The organism is Gardnerella sp. c11Ua_71, from assembly GCF_055818025.1.
The window spans coordinates 199,022-217,004 of the sequence record NZ_JARFVR010000004.1; the positions used below are offsets into that span (position 1 = coordinate 199,022).

The 17,983-nt window shown below is 41.2% G+C and carries 14 protein-coding genes; all 14 read left to right on the forward strand.

What is annotated here, in order from left to right; translation table 11 throughout:
• The first annotated feature begins 18 nt into the window (after positions 1 to 18).
• Positions 19 to 576: a SixA phosphatase family protein gene (locus P0106_RS04600; protein ID WP_004117220.1), complete on the forward strand. Its 558-nt coding sequence runs from the start codon at positions 19 to 21 to the stop codon at positions 574 to 576.
• Between the two features lie 176 nt (positions 577 to 752).
• Positions 753 to 3,089, forward strand: a complete 2,337-nt coding sequence (gene metE / locus P0106_RS04605; protein WP_473730501.1) for a 5-methyltetrahydropteroyltriglutamate--homocysteine S-methyltransferase — start codon at positions 753 to 755, stop codon at positions 3,087 to 3,089.
• A complete protein-coding gene (metF, locus tag P0106_RS04610; protein WP_410309756.1) occupies positions 3,086 to 3,940 on the forward strand; it encodes a methylenetetrahydrofolate reductase [NAD(P)H] in 855 nt (284 codons plus the stop codon). Before metE ends, metF begins: the two co-directional genes overlap by 4 nt.
• A 49-nt stretch (positions 3,941 to 3,989) precedes the next feature.
• Positions 3,990 to 7,262, forward strand: a complete 3,273-nt coding sequence (locus tag P0106_RS04615; protein ID WP_473730510.1) for a bifunctional [glutamine synthetase] adenylyltransferase/[glutamine synthetase]-adenylyl-L-tyrosine phosphorylase — start codon at positions 3,990 to 3,992, stop codon at positions 7,260 to 7,262.
• A 111-nt stretch (positions 7,263 to 7,373) separates the two neighbouring features.
• On the forward strand, positions 7,374 to 8,603 hold the full coding sequence (gene pyrB, locus P0106_RS04620; protein WP_473730502.1) for an aspartate carbamoyltransferase: 1,230 nt from the start codon (positions 7,374 to 7,376) through the stop codon (positions 8,601 to 8,603).
• A gap of 87 nt (positions 8,604 to 8,690) precedes the next feature.
• Positions 8,691 to 10,103 carry a dihydroorotase gene (locus P0106_RS04625; protein ID WP_048730243.1) on the forward strand — a complete coding sequence of 471 codons (1,413 nt, stop codon included), beginning with the start codon at positions 8,691 to 8,693 and terminating at the stop codon, positions 10,101 to 10,103.
• An 84-nt stretch (positions 10,104 to 10,187) separates the two neighbouring features.
• Complete coding sequence (gene pyrF / locus P0106_RS04630) at positions 10,188 to 11,222, forward strand: orotidine-5'-phosphate decarboxylase (protein ID WP_048730240.1); 1,035 nt, start codon at positions 10,188 to 10,190, stop codon at positions 11,220 to 11,222.
• 188 nt (positions 11,223 to 11,410) lie between these two features.
• Complete coding sequence (locus P0106_RS04635; protein WP_053082781.1) at positions 11,411 to 12,319, forward strand: dihydroorotate dehydrogenase electron transfer subunit; 909 nt, start codon at positions 11,411 to 11,413, stop codon at positions 12,317 to 12,319.
• Between the two features lie 6 nt (positions 12,320 to 12,325).
• Complete coding sequence (locus P0106_RS04640; RefSeq protein WP_048730238.1) at positions 12,326 to 13,321, forward strand: dihydroorotate dehydrogenase; 996 nt, start codon at positions 12,326 to 12,328, stop codon at positions 13,319 to 13,321.
• Between the two features lie 74 nt (positions 13,322 to 13,395).
• Positions 13,396 to 14,088 carry an orotate phosphoribosyltransferase gene (pyrE, locus tag P0106_RS04645; protein WP_004115202.1) on the forward strand — a complete coding sequence of 231 codons (693 nt, stop codon included), beginning with the start codon at positions 13,396 to 13,398 and terminating at the stop codon, positions 14,086 to 14,088.
• A 127-nt stretch (positions 14,089 to 14,215) separates the two neighbouring features.
• Complete coding sequence (locus P0106_RS04650) at positions 14,216 to 15,157, forward strand: hypothetical protein (RefSeq protein WP_174143062.1); 942 nt, start codon at positions 14,216 to 14,218, stop codon at positions 15,155 to 15,157.
• A gap of 135 nt (positions 15,158 to 15,292) precedes the next feature.
• The gene (gene efp / locus P0106_RS04655; protein ID WP_004111770.1) at positions 15,293 to 15,856 is read left to right on the forward strand and encodes an elongation factor P; all 564 of its coding nucleotides are present in this window, start codon (positions 15,293 to 15,295) and stop codon (positions 15,854 to 15,856) included.
• Between the two features lie 163 nt (positions 15,857 to 16,019).
• Entirely contained in the window at positions 16,020 to 16,550 is a 531-nt protein-coding gene (nusB, locus tag P0106_RS04660; RefSeq protein ID WP_004111768.1) for a transcription antitermination factor NusB, read from the forward strand.
• Between the two features lie 189 nt (positions 16,551 to 16,739).
• On the forward strand, positions 16,740 to 17,954 hold the full coding sequence (gene carA / locus P0106_RS04665) for a glutamine-hydrolyzing carbamoyl-phosphate synthase small subunit (RefSeq protein ID WP_473730503.1): 1,215 nt from the start codon (positions 16,740 to 16,742) through the stop codon (positions 17,952 to 17,954).
• The last annotated feature ends 29 nt before the right edge of the window (positions 17,955 to 17,983 follow it).

Below are 17,983 nucleotides of genomic sequence, written 5' to 3' on the forward strand. Positions count from 1 at the left end.
AAGACTGAGGAGATTAAAATGGCGGCGTCAATCAAAAAAATCGTTAAAAAAGTAAAGCACGCAAAATATGTGCTGCTACTAATGCGCCACGCAAAAGCACAGCCGCCAACAATGGGAGACGATTGGGGAAGGGACCTTAGCGATAAAGGTTTAAAACAAGCAAAAATCATGGCAAAAGGTTTGCAATCTCTAAAGCTTGTTCCAGACTACATTATTTGTTCAAGTGCAAATCGCACCGAACAAACGATGCACAAAATGCTTAAAAAGTTCGGAGATTCTCCAATAGTAGCGTCAAGAAAAAGCTTATATGATGGCGGAATGCAGTCTGTAATGGATGAGCTTTGTGCGATTAGGAGCGATTCTAGAATAACAATGATTATTGGTCATGAGCCAACAATGTCGATGGCTGCGCAATGGCTTTCTTCTCCAGATTCAGATCCTGATATATTAGGAACAATGCGACTCGGGTTAGCTAATGCTTCGATTATTGTTTTAGTATCCGACGTACCTTTTGCATCTTGCGGTTTGCGAGGAGCTAAAGCGTTGGGAATTATAACCCCAAAGGATTTTGAATAGTAAAATACGCATAAATTTGCATAAAATCCTTATAAAATTTGCATAAAATCCACACGAATCATCTGCATAAATCTGCATATAAGTTTAGGTTATAACGACACCCCCAAATAGCTAATGACCTCATTAAGCCAAATGTTTGCTAGGCTGAATCAGGTTGTTAATTATTTGGAGGATATATGCATACTGTTCTTACGTCCGTACAGGGATTCCCACGAATCGGCGCAAATCGCGAGCTTAAAAAAGTTATTGAACGCTATTGGAAAAAAGACGCAACTCTAGAAGAAGTAAGACAAGTTGCAAAAGATTTGCGCAAAAAGCATTGGAAAATCCAAACAGAATCTGGAATAGAACTTATACCAAGTAATGATTTTAGCTATTATGATCAAATGCTAGACACAGCAATCCTGCTTGGTGCAGTGCCAGAACGGTACAAGAATCTAGAGTTTGAAAATGCAGAAGATACGCTTTTTGCAATCGCACGCGGATATCAAGGTGAACGCGGAGACGTAACAGCGCTTCCAATGAAAAAGTGGTTCACAACCAACTACCACTACATTGTTCCCGAAGTAGAAAATCCGCAAGATTTGCATTTAGCTGGCACAAAACCATTCGACGAGTTCAATGAAGCAAAAGCACTCGGAATTGAAACAAAACCAGTGTTGATTGGACCATACACCTTCTTAAAACTAGCGCGCACCCCGCAAGCACAAGAATTAGAAGCAAACAAAGAGACGATTGAAGCATTAGCAAACGCGTATTGCGATATTGTAAAACGATTTGCAAGTCTTGGAGCAAAATGGTTGCAATTCGACGAACCATACTTGTGCTTAGATAAAGAAGATGGAGATTTAAGGATTTTTAGCGACTTATATAATCCGATTCTTCAAAGCAGATTTGAAAGCGCGGATAATGCTGAAAACGTTAAAATTTTGCTTAACACTTATTTTGGCAATATTTTAGACTCGTACAAAACACTAAACGATTTGGCATTTGATGCAATTGGCTTAGATTTTGTAGAAGGCAAAGAAGAAAACCTTGAAGCTTTGCAAAAATATGGAGTAAACGAGAAAACAACTATTTTTGCAGGAGTTGTAAACGGCAGAAACATTTGGAAAAATGATTACGCGCAAAGCCTTGGCTTGCTAGATGCTTTGCAAAAAAACGTTACTAATCGCATAGCTGTTTCCACTGCATGCTCGCTTTTGCATGTTCCATTTAGTACGGATGGAGAAGAGCTTGGCGAAGACGTATTAAAGCATTTTGCGTTTGCTGTAGAAAAGTTGAAGGAAGTAAGCGAAATCGCTAAGCTTTGCGTTTTGAATGATGATGAGCTTAAAAATAGCAAGGAATTAGCGCAAAATCAGGCATTATTCGATGGGTCTAGAGTAAAAGTAGACGAAAATGTTAAAGCGCGAATCGCAAGCCTTAAGCCAGAAGATTTTGAGCGAAAGCCATCTCGCGCGGAGCGTCAAAAATTACAAAAAGAAGCATTAGGATTGTCTGATTTGCCTACAACAACTATCGGATCCTTCCCTCAAACAAAAGAAATAAGATCGATTCGAGCGCTTTATAGAAAAGGCGAAATTAGCAAAGAAGAATACAACGCGTTTATTGCCAAGCAAATAGACGAGTGCATAGAACACCAGGAGCGCATTGGCTTAGACGTTCTTGTACATGGCGAATTTGAGCGAAACGACATGGTTGAATACTTTGGCCAGCATTTGCACGGATTTAAGTTTACAAAAAACGCTTGGGTGCAGTCTTATGGAACTCGATGCGTAAAGCCTCCAATCGTTTGGAGCGACGTTTCTAGAGCGCAGCCAATCACAGTAGAGTGGAGTGCGTATGCTCAAAGCCGCACAAACCATGTTATGAAAGGCATGCTAACGGGGCCTGTTACGATTCTTAACTGGTCTTGGCCTCGCGAAGATATTACGCACGAAGAGCAAACTCAGCAGCTTGCTCTTGCTATTCGAGATGAAGTCTTGGACTTGGAGCGTGCTGGAATTCGCGTAATTCAAATCGATGAGGCAGCGCTACGAGAAAAGCTTCCGCTTAGACGCTCGGATTGGCATAAGAAGTATTTGGACTGGGCGATTGCAGCTTTCCGTCTTGTGCACTCTGCCGTAGCTGCTACTACGCAAATCCACACTCATATGTGCTATTCGGAATTCAACGACATTATTCGAGACATTGATGCAATGGATGCGGACGTGATATCGTTTGAAGCTTCGCGCGGAGATCTAGTTGTTTTGGACGCTATTCATAACGCGAACTTTGAAACAGAAGCTGGCCCTGGTGTTTATGATATTCACTCTCCTCGCGTTCCTAGCGAAGATGAGATTGTTAACAGGATTCACGAGATTTTGCACAAAATGCCAGCAGACAAGCTGTGGATTAATCCAGATTGTGGCTTAAAAACTCGCGGAAATGCAGAAACTTGGGTTAGCTTGCAAAATCTTGTTTCGGCAGCTAAAAAAGTTAGAAGCGAATTGGGCGGTAGTCTAAAATGACGTACAAACCAAAGTTTTCGCTAGAGGTGTTTCCGCCTAAAAGAACATCTCCAATAGGCACAATTTACGACACTTTAGACGGTTTAAGGGGATTGGATCCAGATTTTATATCTGTAACTTATGGAACTGGAAAATCTTCGGATCGAACTGCTACTGCTAGAATCGCCAACACTATTCGATCGGAGTATGGCATTAAAACTGTTGCTCACTTAACAGCAAGATACTTGGATTATAACGATGTTGACGAAGCTTTAGACATGTTTTATAAGGCAGGCGTTAGTGGCGTTTTAGCTTTGCGCGGAGACGTTATTGAAAATCAGAATGCTGCTGGAGTATTTAATCACGCAAGCGATTTAGTATCATATATTCACTCAAAGCGCCCAGATTTGCCTATTTTGGGTGCATGCTACCCAGAAAAACATCCAGAAGCTGCTACTTTGCAAGAAGACATCGATAATCTAAAGCGAAAAGTTGATGCTGGAGTAACTCACTTGATTTCGCAACTTTTTTACAATAATGATGACTTTTTGCACTTTAGGGATTTAGCTAGAAAAGCTGGCATTAACGTTCCAATTGAAGCTGGAGTTATGCCTGTTGTAAACGCTAATCAAGTTAAGCGAATGACAAAAATGTGCTCTTCTAAAATAAGTGAGCCAGTTTTAGCAATGATTGAGCGATGGGGAAGTAACCCAGAAGTCTTGCAAGACGCTGGAAGCATATTTGCGTCTCAACAGATTAACGATTTAGTTGCGGAAGGCGTAGATGGAATACACTTGTACACAATGAATCGTCCTGGTGTTACCAGAAGCATTTGGTCAAACGTTAAGCCACTTTTTACTAAGATAGTGTAAATTTGTAGATTTGTGGTGCAGTGCAAGGATCATGTTGTACTGCACCACAATGTACAGTGGCGTTATGAGCAGTCAAAAAAGCAGTAATAGCGATCTAGATCATAATTTAGGCACTGATTTAAAACAGCATGCGGATTTTAATTTAAGTTTTGCTAAAGAAACTGACTTATCATACAGAACTCTAGTTAAAGCTGGATTTGCTCGTCCAGAATCTGCTCGTAAAACCATAGAAGATATTTGCAAAAATTGTGAGAATAACTCAATTAATGTGCTCAAAATCTTAGAAAGCATAAATAGAGTAGAAGATCCAGATTACGCAATTTTAGCGTTTAAAGATATATATCAATCTCAGAAAAAAACTGTTGAAAATATTGCGGAGAACTCGAATAATTCATTAATAACAGGCCCACTTGCGTCTTTAATGCAAGTTCTTGGAGTATCTAAATCATTTGCGATGCTAATGAGAACGCACACCGATCTAATAAACGCTGCAGCAAATGACCCAAATCACTTACTACACATGACTTTAGAAGAACGTGTTTCGGATTTACTCCAAGCTATTCAATCTTATAGTGCAACAGTAGTAAACGAAGAAAAAGATGACGAAAAGAATTGCAATTCGTGCACTGTTCCAATAAGCTCTATGCCTTTTGCACAAGCTGTTTGTGCTCTTAGAGCGAGATATCGCCAGCATATTGCCGCAATTATGGCATATGATTTGGCGAGCGCAGACCCTGTAGAATTACAGCCAGACATAAGTCGTAAACTTTCGGATGCTGCGGATGCGTCTCTTGAAGCTGCGCTTGCGATTGCGCGCGGGCAAGTTTCTGGATCTTGTTGCTGCAGGTTTGCAATAATAGCAATGGGAAAATTGGGAGCGCAAGAAATAAACTACGTTTCAGACATTGACTTAATATATGTAGTAGAACCAACTAATGGCGTTAAACAAGATGAAGCTTTGCGAGTTGGGTCTTCTATTGCACTTGTTTTGCAAAAAGTGTGTCAATCGGTTGTTATGGGTTGTGCGGAGCCACCATTATGGCAAATTGATACAGCGCTAAGACCAGAAGGCAAAGATGGACCTCTTGTTAGGCGCTTGGAATCACATCACGAATACTACGAAAAGTGGGCAAGTAGCTGGGAGTTTCAAGCATTGCTGAAGTCGAGGCCAGCTGCAGGAGATGCGCAGCTAGGTAAAGATTATAGACAAATGGCAGATTCGCTTATTTGGAAAGCGTCTGGTAGAGAACACTTTGTTGCAGATTGCCAACATATGCGACAGCGAGTAGAGTCTTTGATCCCTGTGTCTCAGCGAGATTTAGACATGAAGCTTGGGCGCGGAGGATTGCGAGATGTTGAGTTTACAGTTCAAATGCTGCAACTTGTGCACGGAAGTGAAGATAAGTCTTTGCGAGTTAGAGATACTTTAGGCGCGCTTAATGCACTATCTGCTGGAGGATACGTTTCTAGGTCGCAAGCTGCAATTTTGGCAGAACACTACCGTTTTGAGCGTGTTCTTGAACATCGCCAGCAAATGTGGAATATGCAACGCACTCATTTATTCCCAGATTTAGGTGCCCAAGGAAATGGTGGATTAGATCGCGCTAGAAGCATTAGTGCGGAAGAGCTTAACAATAACAAACAAATCAGGCGTCTTGCTAGAGCTGTTAGACTTAAGCCAGAAGAGCTTGTTGCACGATTCGACAAAGCGCGCCGAGAAATTAGGCACTTGCATAAAGATATTTACTACCGTCCAATGCTGCCAATCAATGCGCAAACGGATGCGGATCCTATTGTGTTGTCTGCAGAAGCTGCTCGCGCTCGCTTTGCATCAATCGGTTTTGCTGATGCAAAAGCCGCACAAATGCATGTTGAAGCGCTTACTGATGGACTTTCACGCGCTGCTAAAATCCACAGAATTTTGCTCCCAGCAGTGTTGAAATGGCTTGGAGAAGGGCAAAATCCCGACATGGGTTTGCTTGCTTTTAGGCGACTTTCAGAGCGCTTTGGTGGAAAAAACACATATCTTGGATTTTTGCGTGATTCTCCTAGCGCGGCTCGCAGGCTTTGTCATGTTTTGTCTGATTCGCGTTATTTAGGCGATGCAATGATGCAGTCAATACAATCTATTACTTGGCTTGGAGACGATTCGGCTCTTGCACCTAGAGGCAGAGAAAGTCTAGATATGCAAACGCGAGCAATGGTGGCAAGATATTCAAGCAGTATTGCGGATTTTGCACAATTTTTGCGCGCTTTAAGAAGGCAAGAAATTGAGCGAGTAGCTCTTGCTTGGATGTGCGGGATTATCGACGATGATACTTCTATGCAAGCGATGAGTGATGTGTTTGATGCTGTACTTGATGCTGCTCTGCAATGGTCTATGAAAGATACGTCTTTAAAAATGGGCTTAGACGAGAGTAAAGCTTCGATTGCCATTATTGCCCTAGGACGTTATGGCGGAAGGGAAGTTAACTTCTGCTCGGATGCGGATATGATGGTCGTTTATAAGCCGACGGCGAATGATGATGATTGCAAGATTGAATATGATTCCGTATCTGATCTTGCTCACCGTTTTGCGCAGACTACTGTAGACATATTGCGCAATATTCTGCAAGGTCCTCTTACTTTAGAACCAAAAATCATGGTCGATTTAGATTTGCGACCAGAAGGTAAAGATGGTCCGCTTGTGCGTTCTCTAGAATCGTGTGAGCATTATTACCAAAAGTGGGCTAGTACGTGGGAAAATCAAGCACTTTTGCGCGCACGTTTTGCTGCAGGGTCGAAAGATTTGGCAGATGATCTGCTAAGCGGAGTAGTAAACGACTTGCGCTATTCACCAGATCCTCTTAACGAATCTCAATTGGCGGAAATTCGTAAGCTTAAAGCGCGTATGGAAGCGGAACGCTTACCAAGAGGCGTTAGTAGAGACAGACATTTGAAGCTTGGCCGCGGTGGTTTAAGCGATGTCGAGTGGACTGTTCAGCTTCTGCAATTGCAATATGCTGGGAAACACAAGACCTTGCGCGTAGTTGGCACAATGCAAGCGTTGAAAGCGCTTAAAGAATTGAATTTGATCGAAGATGAAGACGCAAATGTGTTAGAAAAATGCTGGCATATGTGTTCTGCAGTGCGAAATGCGAACTTCTTGTGGTCTGGTTCCTTGGAGCGCGCGGATGTTATTCCAACAGACTCTTATTCTTTAGGCGGAATCGCAACTTATCTTGGGTACGATCCAAACCAGGGACGCGTTTTTGAAAACGATTTAATGGCTGTTATGCGTCAATGCCGCGAAGTCATGTCTCGTATTTTCTACTGTCGCTAATATTTAGAATCATTTTTATTGTGTCGCTAAGTCTGACAAATCGTGTACAATCTACAAGGTCGCGTGTGGTCGCGGTCGTTTGCCAACTAGCGAAAGGTAAGCGGTTCTATTATGACGAATGTATTTTCTGATTCTTCTAATCAAGTTTTTTCTCGTTGCGCAATTGCTCAATCGTTAGCAAACAAAAGCGTTGTTACTTTAGATGATATTTCCACGGCGCAAATACGAATGCTTTTAGACAAAGCCCGATATATTGACGAGCACAGAAAAGAAGTGGCCCACACTTGCGATGGCAGAGTGTTGGCCACTCTTTTTTATGAGCCGAGCACGAGAACGCGACTAAGCTTTGAAACAGCAATGCTTCGCTTAGGTGGAAAGGTGATTGGTTTTGCAGGCGCTCAGCTTTCTAGTGCAAGTAAAGGCGAAACTGTTAGCGACACTTTAAAAGTTGTGTCAAATTATGTAGATGTTGTAGCTATGCGTCATCCTAAAGAAGGTGCTGCATTTGTGGCGTCGCATGCAGGAAGTGTTCCTGTTGTTAACGCAGGAGATGGTGGTCATATGCACCCTACTCAAACTCTTGCAGATTTAGCTACAATTCTTGCACGATTTGGCAGGCTGAATAATTTAACAGTTGGGCTTTGCGGAGACTTAACGTACGGCCGCACTGTTCACTCGCTTATTGAAACTTTATGCCGCTTTGGAAACGTTCACTTTGTGCTAATTAGCCCAGATGAGCTTAAAACTCCTCAGTACGTAATCGACCGCATTAATGATACGCCTTCGTGCACTTACGAAGAAACTCGCGACTTGATGGAAGTTATTGGCAGCTTGGACGTGCTTTATATGACTCGCGTGCAAGAAGAGCGTTTTACAGATCGCGAGCAATACTTGCGACTTCGTGACACTTATATTTTGACAGAAGAAAAATTGCAAAAAGCAAAATCTTATATGCCAGTGCTTCATCCGCTTCCGCGTATTAACGAAATCGCTGTTGATGTTGATGACGATCCTCGTGCAGCATACTTTGAGCAGGTTAAAAATGGCATGCTTATGCGAATGGCATTAGAAAGCTCTGTATTAGGAGATGAGCTTCCAGGATATGAGCCGACTGATTTTGTGAATGTTCCTAAAGATGAGTTGGAAGCTCACGATTCTCATGGAATTTCTTTGGCTAATCCTCGCGTTCACGTATCTGACGAGAATGCTCCAGAAAATCTTATATGTCCTAACTCTCGTTGCATAACAAACAGTGAGTTGACTCTTAAGCGTAGATTCTATAAAGCTGAGTCAGATAGACATGAGTATCATTGCTTGTATTGTGATGAAGAATTGCAGTGAATCCAAGTAGAATATACGTAAATAATATAATTCAAAATTGAAAATAAAACTGAATAAAAAATAGAAATAAGCAAAACTAGGAGCAATATGAACGACTTACGCATGTTAACCTTGCGAAATATTGCCGTTTGGGATACTGGCGAGCGAATCGATTTGGTTGTAGATGGCGTTAGACAAGACGCTTTAATTGAGCAAAATGCCCGAATTTCGGGTGAAATTGATGCAAGCGATTGGATTGTTGCTCCTGGTTTTGCAGACCCGCACGTGCATTTTAGGGATCCTGGTCAGACTGATAAAGAAACAATGATGACTGGTGGCAATGCTGCTGCTGCTGGAGGATATACGAATGTGCTGATTATGCCAAACACAATTCCAGCTGTTGACGGTGAGCCTTGGAATGATGCTCCTTTTGATGTAGAAAACGTTATAGATTTTTTGCAAAGATACGGGTGTATTTATGGCGTAAAATTGCCAGTCCACTACGATTTAAGTGTTTGTGCTTCAATAAGTAGGCAAGGTTTAAAACCAAGCAATATTGAACTTTGGAAAAAATATGTTCATGGTGTTGATGATAATCAAAAAACTTCGCCTATGAAAAAGCATCCAATTACTGCCATAAGTGATGATGGTTCTGCTGTTACAGATTCGATTTTGCTAGATGTTCTTAAAATGGCTAAAGAAACAGGATTGCCGCTTCTTGAGCATTGTGAGCACCATGATTATGGCTCGGTAAACGAAGGACCAGTTGCTAAAATTCTAGGTGTTGGCGGAATTCCTGCGTCTACGGAGCTTGTGATTGTTAATAGGGATATAGAAGCAGTTCGCAAAACAGGTGTTCATGTGCACTTCCAGCATGTTAGTACGGCTGCCGCTTTTGAAGCTATTCGCAAAGCCAAGAAGGAAGGTTTGCCGATTACTTGCGAAACAGCCCCACATTACGTTGCTCTTTGCGATGAGGATGTGCTTAAGTATGGGTCAATGGCAAAGATGAATCCACCGTTAAGATCTAAAGCGGATAGACAGGCAACTCTTGCTGCTATTGCAGATGGCACTATAGACATGATTGCCACGGATCACGCTCCTCACACAGCAGGTGATAAAGCTGGCGATTTTGCTAATACTCCAAATGGGATTATTGGTTTGGAATGTGCTTATGGCGTATGCCGTAAAGTGCTTGTTGACGCGGGGTATACGGATGATAAGCACTTAATTGAACTTATGTCGATTAATCCTATGCAATTTATGAGTAGAAGACCTACAGATGTTGCAGCTTTGCTTAATGTGTCTTCGCGTTGTGCCGTGAGACGAACATTAAAATTAAGTGAAACTGAACATCCAGAAAATATTGATTTAGTGCTTATTAATATGCGTGAAAAATGGAGCGTTGATGCGAATTCCTTCCATTCAAAGGCTCGTAATACTCCGTTTGAAGGATGGCAGTTACAGGGAAGACCAGTGGCTACTATTGTTGGCTCAGAAATCGCCTTTTCTCGCATGTAATTTGTGTATTTTATAAGTCGTGTTTTATAAGTAAAGATAAAGACTAAAAACTAAAAAATAGTTTGCGGCTAGTAGAGGAACAATATGGACGAACTGATAGAAGAAATCGCAGCGAAGCAAAACCCTACTGTTGTTGGATTAGATCCAAAGCCTGGGATTTTGCCTGCGCAAATTCTAAGTGGATTATCTGATGAAGTTTTGCAAGAAGTCGAAGATGAAGAGGCTTTGCCAACCTTGCTTGCTGCATCGTACTTTGAGTTTAATCGTGCGATTATTGATGCGATTTACGACATTGTTCCAGCTGTTAAGCCACAAATTGCAATGTACGAGGCACTTGGTTCCGCTGGAATCGACACTTATGCTATGACTTGTGATTATGCAAAATCACGTGGGTTATTTGTTATTGGTGACGCAAAACGAGGCGATATTGGTTCCACGGCAGCTCAGTATGCAGCACATTTGCGAGGATTTGCTGATCTTGATTCGTATTTTAAAGATGATTCTTACGATTTTAACGAATCTTTAGTTAATCTTCTTAAAAGCGCTAGCACAAAAGATGTTTGGCACGAGGACTCTCTTACCGTAAACCCATATATGGGTTCAGATGGCGTTAAGCCATTTATAGATGAGGCAGTAGCGCGTAATAAAAATATTTTTGTTCTTCTGCGCACGTCTAATCCTTCTAGCAAAGAGCTTCAAGAACTTGTTGTTGAAGATGGCAAACCAGTTTATGAGCATATGGCAGGTTTGATAGAAAAATGGGGTGAATCAAATATTGGGACTAAAGGGTATTCGCGAGTAGGAGCAGTAGTTGGAGCAACTCATCCAGAAGAAGGTAAGCGTTTGCGCGAGATTATGCCGCACACTTTCTTCCTTGTTCCAGGTTATGGCGCACAAGGTGGAACGGCACAAGATGTTTCTGGAATGTTTGATGAAAATGGTCGAGGTGCAATAGTGAATTCTTCTCGCGGAATTATTGGTTCTTGGCGAAAATCGCAAGATTATGTTAAAAACAAGTCTTCTCTTTCTCTTAATAATATTCTTGAGATTGTATCTGATTCTGCTCGCAAATCTGCTTTAAACATGAGAGATGATTTAAGACAAGCAGTATATAAATAAATCGTGTGTTAGTGTTGATGCAAAGCGAATCACAATTAGGAATTATTTCAAGATCATTGTGTCAAAATTGTGAATATGCGCGTGTAAAAACAATTATGCATGTATAACTAAATATAACTAAAACTGAAAATAGCTAAAGATAGCTAAATTACGCAACGATACGACTACATAAGGTAGGGTAAAACTAGATGAGTGATGGCATGTTTATTCAAACTCGAAAATCTTTGAGAAACGCCATATTTACGTTACGTGAAGACGCTTATGATTCTTCGGGCGCAGATTCTTTTAGTGCAAAAAGTTTGCACGCTGATGATTTAAAATACACTCGTCTTTTAGGTCGCCGTGCTATAGAAGTTCTTGATAATCAAAAGCTTGATGAAGGTGTGTATCGCTTAGTTTTGCGCGATGATGCTATTGCTAAAACTGCCACTCCTGCGCAATTTGTTAACTTATATTCTCCAGATTCTACGACTATGCTTCCTCGACCATTTGGTGTTGCAAGCGTTGATGACGATACTTTTAGTCTTATTTTTGCTGTGATTGGTAAGGGCACTGCCGAGTTTGCGCAGCTTAAATTAGGAGACACTGTAGACGCTTTAGGACCATTAGGATTGGGCTTTGATATTTCTAAGCCAGCGCACTATGTTCTTGTAAGCGGGGGATTGGGTGTTCCTCCTTTGATTTGTGCTGCACAGGCGATTGCAAAAAACAAGAATTGCAAAGTGACTGCGGTTCTTGGATATCGCGATAATCATTTTGCTGACTCATTTATGAAGGAATACGTTGATAATGTTTATAGCATTAGCAACGCGCAAGGAACTGTTATTACTTTGCTTAATGAACTCGAGCAAGAAAATCATTTTGATTTTAATGGCGATTTGCCTATTGTTGTTCTTTCTTGCGGTCCTATGCCAATGATGAAGGCTGTAGCTCATTGGACGCATGAGCGTAATGTTAAATGTCAATTAAGCCTAGAAGCAAGAATGGGATGCGGATATGGAACTTGTGTTGCTTGCGTTGTAGATACTTTAGAAGGCAGACTTAAAGTTTGTAACGAAGGACCAGTGTTTGACTCTGAAAGATTAGGCTGGGAGTAAAAAGATATGAGTAACGAAATGAATAATACTTTAGAGAATGTGCAAAATAGCGCGCAAAATAATGCATCGACTCTTGGACTTGACACAAGCCATGTGTGGAAACACAGCACTAAAGTAGCTGGAGTTGAATGGAAGAATATGGTTGGAACAGCGTCTGGCACGTTTCAGCTTGCAGCTTGCGCTCACTTTTACGATGTGAGTCAGCTTGGTGCAATTTGCACAAAAGGCGTTTCACCTGTTCCTTGGCAAGGAAATCCTGCTCCGCGCACTGCAGAATCGCCTTCTGGAATGGTGAATGCTGTTGGTTTGCAAAATCCTGGAGTTGACCACTATTTAGTAGACGAGCTTCCAAAGTTAAAAAAGCTTGGAGCGCTTGTAATCACAAATGTTGCTGGCCACAGTGATGACGATTATGCTCAAGTTGTTGAAAAGCTTGCAGATTCTTCTGCAGACATGCTTGAAATTAACGTAAGTTGCCCAAACGTGACTCACGGCGGAATGAGTGTTGGCACGGATCCAGTGGCATTGCACCGCTTAATTAAGCGACTTCGCGCAATGACAGATAAACCAATGATTGTAAAAATGACTCCAAACGTTACTGATATAGTCTCGATTTGCAAAGCTGCTGTTGAAGCTGGAGCAGATGCTTTAAGCATGATTAATACGCTGGTTGGTTTGCGAATTGATATTCGCACAGGCGAGCCGATTATTGCAAACCGCACAGGAGGTGTTTCCGGTCCTGCTATTTTCCCAATTGGACTTGGGTTTGTGTGGAGAGTTCGCCAAGCTATGCCAGATATTCCAATTATCGGCATTGGTGGAATTGATTCTGGCGAAAAAGCTTTGGAATACTTGTATGCTGGCGCTAATGCTGTAGAAGTTGGTGCTGCCGCTTTGGTGGATCCTACTGCTCCTATTCGCATTGCTCGCGAGCTTGACGATTTGCTTGATTCGCGTCCAAAGCTTGCGTCTTTACTTGCCGAAGGAAAGACTTGGCGCTGAAATTAAGTATTTAATAAGGTACTTAGAAAGTATTTAGAAAGTATTCAAAATTATTTTAAGAAAGAGAGCTAATTATGGCAGAATTAGACGAACGTTTTACAAAGTTTTTGCTTGATTCAGGCGCACTTAAATTTGGTGACTTTACGCTAAAATCTGGTCGTCAATCACCTTATTTTATTAACGCTGGAGCTTTTGACGACGGAATGAAAATCGCGAGCTTAGGAGCATACTACGCTCAGCGCGTTGTTGCAGCAATCGAAGATGGCAAACTTCCGCAAGACATTGATACTGTTTTTGGTCCTGCTTATAAGGGTATTCCTCTGGCAGTTTCTACGGCAATGGCTTTGACGAATAATCACAATATGCCTGTTGGTTTTACTTTCGATCGCAAAGAGCGAAAGGACCATGGCGACGGCGGAATTATGGTTGGAAAACCGTTAAAAGACGGCATGAAAGTTTTGTTAGTTGACGACGTGATGACAGCTGGAACCGCAGTTCGCGAAACTTTGCCAAAGCTTAAAGCGGAAGCAAATGTGCAAGTTGTAGGCTTGATTTTGGCAGTAGACAGAATGGAACGCACGAAAGATAGTGAGCTTTCTGCAGTAAAAGCAGTAGAGCAGGAGTTTGGATTCCCAGTTTTGCCAATTGCTAACGTGCGTGAAATTTTTGCTGCAGCACAAAAACTTACTAATAATGACGGAAGTGCTGTTATGGATGAGAATTTAGCTGCTCGAGCTGAAAATTATTTGCGAGAATATGGTGCGTAAATTGTCTGTGCAATATAGACTTATACAATTATAGACTTATATAATTAAGCAATTATATAAGTCATGTATGAGTTGTGTTCTTGCTATTTTATTCATACATAGGTTTGTTAAACAGGAATGGCGGATTATGAAAGAGGACAATAACGAATATCAGGATTTGAATGATATAGATTCATTTAATAATCCGCCTGAGTATGAGCAAGATGCCATTTTTGATCGGTCTAGTAATGATTCAAACAGATCATTATTAAGCGATAAGAAAGCTATTGCAGTGATTATATCTATTTCACTTACTGCAGTGGCAATTGTTATCGGAATATGGTTATCTTTGTTTGCGCATAGTTCTAGTAATATAAACGCTGGCGAGCCATCTAAAAAGTGCGTGCAGTTGCGTACACAAGTTCTTTCAGCTAAAGCTAATCTTAAAAAAATCATTTCAAGCCAAAACGTGCATGATGCTTCTGAAATAAAATCTTCCGATTTTGATGCTGATTTTGATTCAGTTAAGGATGCTGTTGACGATTTTCAATCTTCCTTAAATTATGCCAAGGATGATTTGAAAAATGATATTTTAGATTGCCCAGTTGGAGCTAGTTCTTACGATTCCCCATCAGTTGAAAATAAGTTTTCCAACCAGTTGGATACTTTGAGTAAAGATGCGGATTTGCTTAAAAAATCTTCTGATAATCTTTTAAAAACACGCAGAACTGCTTTTGGTGATCAATTGTTAAATCTTGTTAAAAAAGCTAGAGAGCTTGTAGAAAAAGCGAAAGATTTGCCTATTTTAGCTGTTGCTTCTAAAAGTCTAGAAAATGCTATTAATGATGCTGGTAATGCTCTTGCTAAAAGCAGCAATAATTATCAAGAGTTAAGACAGTCTTATCAAAAAATAAAAGCTGTTATAAGCCAGTATGAAGATAGAATTAAAAAAATGAGCGATAGATTTTTAAGTAGAGATGGCAATGGGTATCCTTTTGATGCTCCACATCCTCAGGATGATCAAGGTGGCTATATTCCAATGGGTCGTAGTCAAAACTCAGAGTCGTCGGAACAAAACGATCAAGAGTGACGAATAATCGCGTTAAATGCGTGTTGTTATTTCAGTTGTTATTTTAATTAGTTGACGCTTTGTGGCATAATAAGCAAGGTTTATTTCTTAGCTGCGTAAATTGCAGCTTTAATTAACGAAAGAAACGGATAACTCGTGGCACAGACTACCAATGATATTAAGAATGGATCGGTTTTGAACCTTGACGGTCAGCTTTGGACCGTCGTTAAGTTCCAGCACGTGAAGCCAGGCAAGGGTCCTGCTTTTGTGCGTACCACCATTAAGAACGTGCTCTCGGGCAAGATTGTCGACAAGACTTTTAATGCCGGCATGAAGATGGAGTTCGAGACCGTTGATAACCGCACGTTGCAATATTCATACGAAGATGGCGACAACTTCGTCTTTATGGATATGACCACTTACGACCAGGTTTATATTCCTAAGGTTTTGGTTGGCGAGCAGAGCAAGTATTTGCTTGAAGGCACCGACTGCATCGTAAGCTTCCATGACGGCACTCCTTTGAGCGTTGAGCTTCCAGCTTCCGTGATTTTGACTATTACTCACACTGAGCCAGGCTTGCAAGGCAATCGTTCTAACGCTGGTACTAAGCCTGCAACCGTGGAAACCGGTGCTGAAATCCAGGTTCCACTCTTCGTGGGTGAAGGCGAAAAGGTGAAGGTCGACACTCGTGACGGCTCTTACCTTGGTCGTGAAAACTAATTAAATTTTTTGTATAAAGCGACTCGGCGGCGATTCTTGTTGCTGAGTCGTTTTATTTTGCAATAGCTATTTTGTGCAATATTTGATATATATTGATGTAAGTTTAATTCTTGTAGACTTTAATGATCTATAAGACTATGTAGTTTGATAGAAAGACGATACTATGGCACGTTCCACCGCTCGCAAAAGGGCTTTGAATACGCTGTATGAAGCAGATGAAAAGAATCAAAATATTCTTTCTTTGCTTGAAGAACGTTTGAAGGAGCCAGGTGCGCAAACTCCTCTTCCAGATTATGCTGTTGATATTATTCGAGGAGTTGGTGAACGTAGAAATAGGATTGATAAGACATTGAATCGTTATTCTACTGGCTGGAAAGTCGGAAGAATGGCTGTGATTGATCGTAATATTTTGCGAATAGCCGTATGGGAGATTCTCTTAAACGACGAAGTTCCAGATAAGGTAGCTATCGATGAGGCTATTTCTCTCGCAAAAATGTATAGTGATGATGATGCTATTGCGTTTATTCATGGCTTGTTAAGCGCGATTATGGCAGACAAAGAAGCTTGCTTAGCAAAGTTTAATGGTGAGGCATCTGCGGAAGATACTGCTGGAGAAGTTAATGAAACTGAAGCAGCTGATTCTTCAGATGTTGAACAATCTTCTAATGAATTTAATACTGATTCTGTTGAGTGAATTTAAAATTGCGTATAATCCGTTTAGTGCAGTAGCGTTAAGCGGATTTTTTTTTATTATGAATTCGTAATAATGAATTCGTAATAATAATTTGCATTAAGAAATTGTTGATAGCTATTATCGGCGCGTCGCCGTCCGCCAATCTGAGTAGACTTGCCACGAATAACCTAAAGCCATAAGGGGGTTAAGGTGGGCTATAACGACACCTTCGCCGGATTCGGCACTGATGATGCAGTATTAGTATTGGAAGACGGACAAGTTTACGTTGGTAAACCATTTGGCGCAAAAGGTTCTACGCGCGCTGAAATCGTGTTCTCTACAGGAATGACTGGTTACCAAGAAACGCTTACTGATCCAAGTTATGATCAACAAATAGTTGTTCAAACGTTCCCACATATAGGAAATACGGGAATTAACAATGAAGACCCAGAATCTTCAAAAATATGGGTTGCAGGATACGTGGTAAAAGCTCCAAGCCCTATTGTTAGCAATTGGAGATCCACTGGTTCCTTGGAAGATGATTTAGAAAAACAAGGAATAGTAGGAATCAGTGGTATTGATACGAGAATGCTGGTACGACATTTACGCTCAGTTGGCGTTATGCGTGCCGGCATTTTTTCTAATGAAGCACTGATAGACAAAGCTACTGGAGCAATTCGTACAGTTGCGTCTTTTGTGAATGAGATTAAACAAACTCCTCAAATGCAAGGCTTGCGACTAACAGACGAAGTTAGTACACAAGAAGATTATACGATTGAGCCTTGTGGAGATTACGAAGGCAAGGAGCCTCTTTACACTGTTGTAGCTGTGGACTTTGGTATAAAAGCCATGACTCCGCATCGTTTGGCACAGCGCGGATGCCGTGTACACGTTGTAAGCTCCTCAATAAGCTTTGAGTCACTTCAAGCACTTAACGCAGATGGCGTGTTCTTCTCGAATGGACCAGGTGATCCTGCTCAAGCAAATCGAGAAGTGGAATTATTGCGTAACGTGTTAGACGCAGGATACCCATTCTTTGGAATATGCTTTGGAAACCAGCTTTTAGGTCGCGCGCTTGGGTTTGGAACGTACAAGCTTAAGTTTGGTCATCGTGGCATAAATCAGCCTGTAAAAGACGTGACTACTGGAAAAGTGGAAGTTACGGCTCATAATCACGGATTTGCTGTAGATGCACCTATTGGTAAGACTGTTCAGTCTCCTTACGAAAATGGACATTTTGGTCGCGTAATAGTATCTCATGTAGATCTTAACGACAATGTTGTAGAAGGCTTGCAATGCCTTGATATTCCAGCTTTTTCTGTGCAATATCATCCAGAAGCAGCCGCAGGACCTCATGATGCATCGTACTTGTTTAACCGCTTTGTAGAACTTATGCAAAATCACAAGAATAAAAGCGAAAAATAGTAGGTATAAAGGGATAAAAGGAATTTATA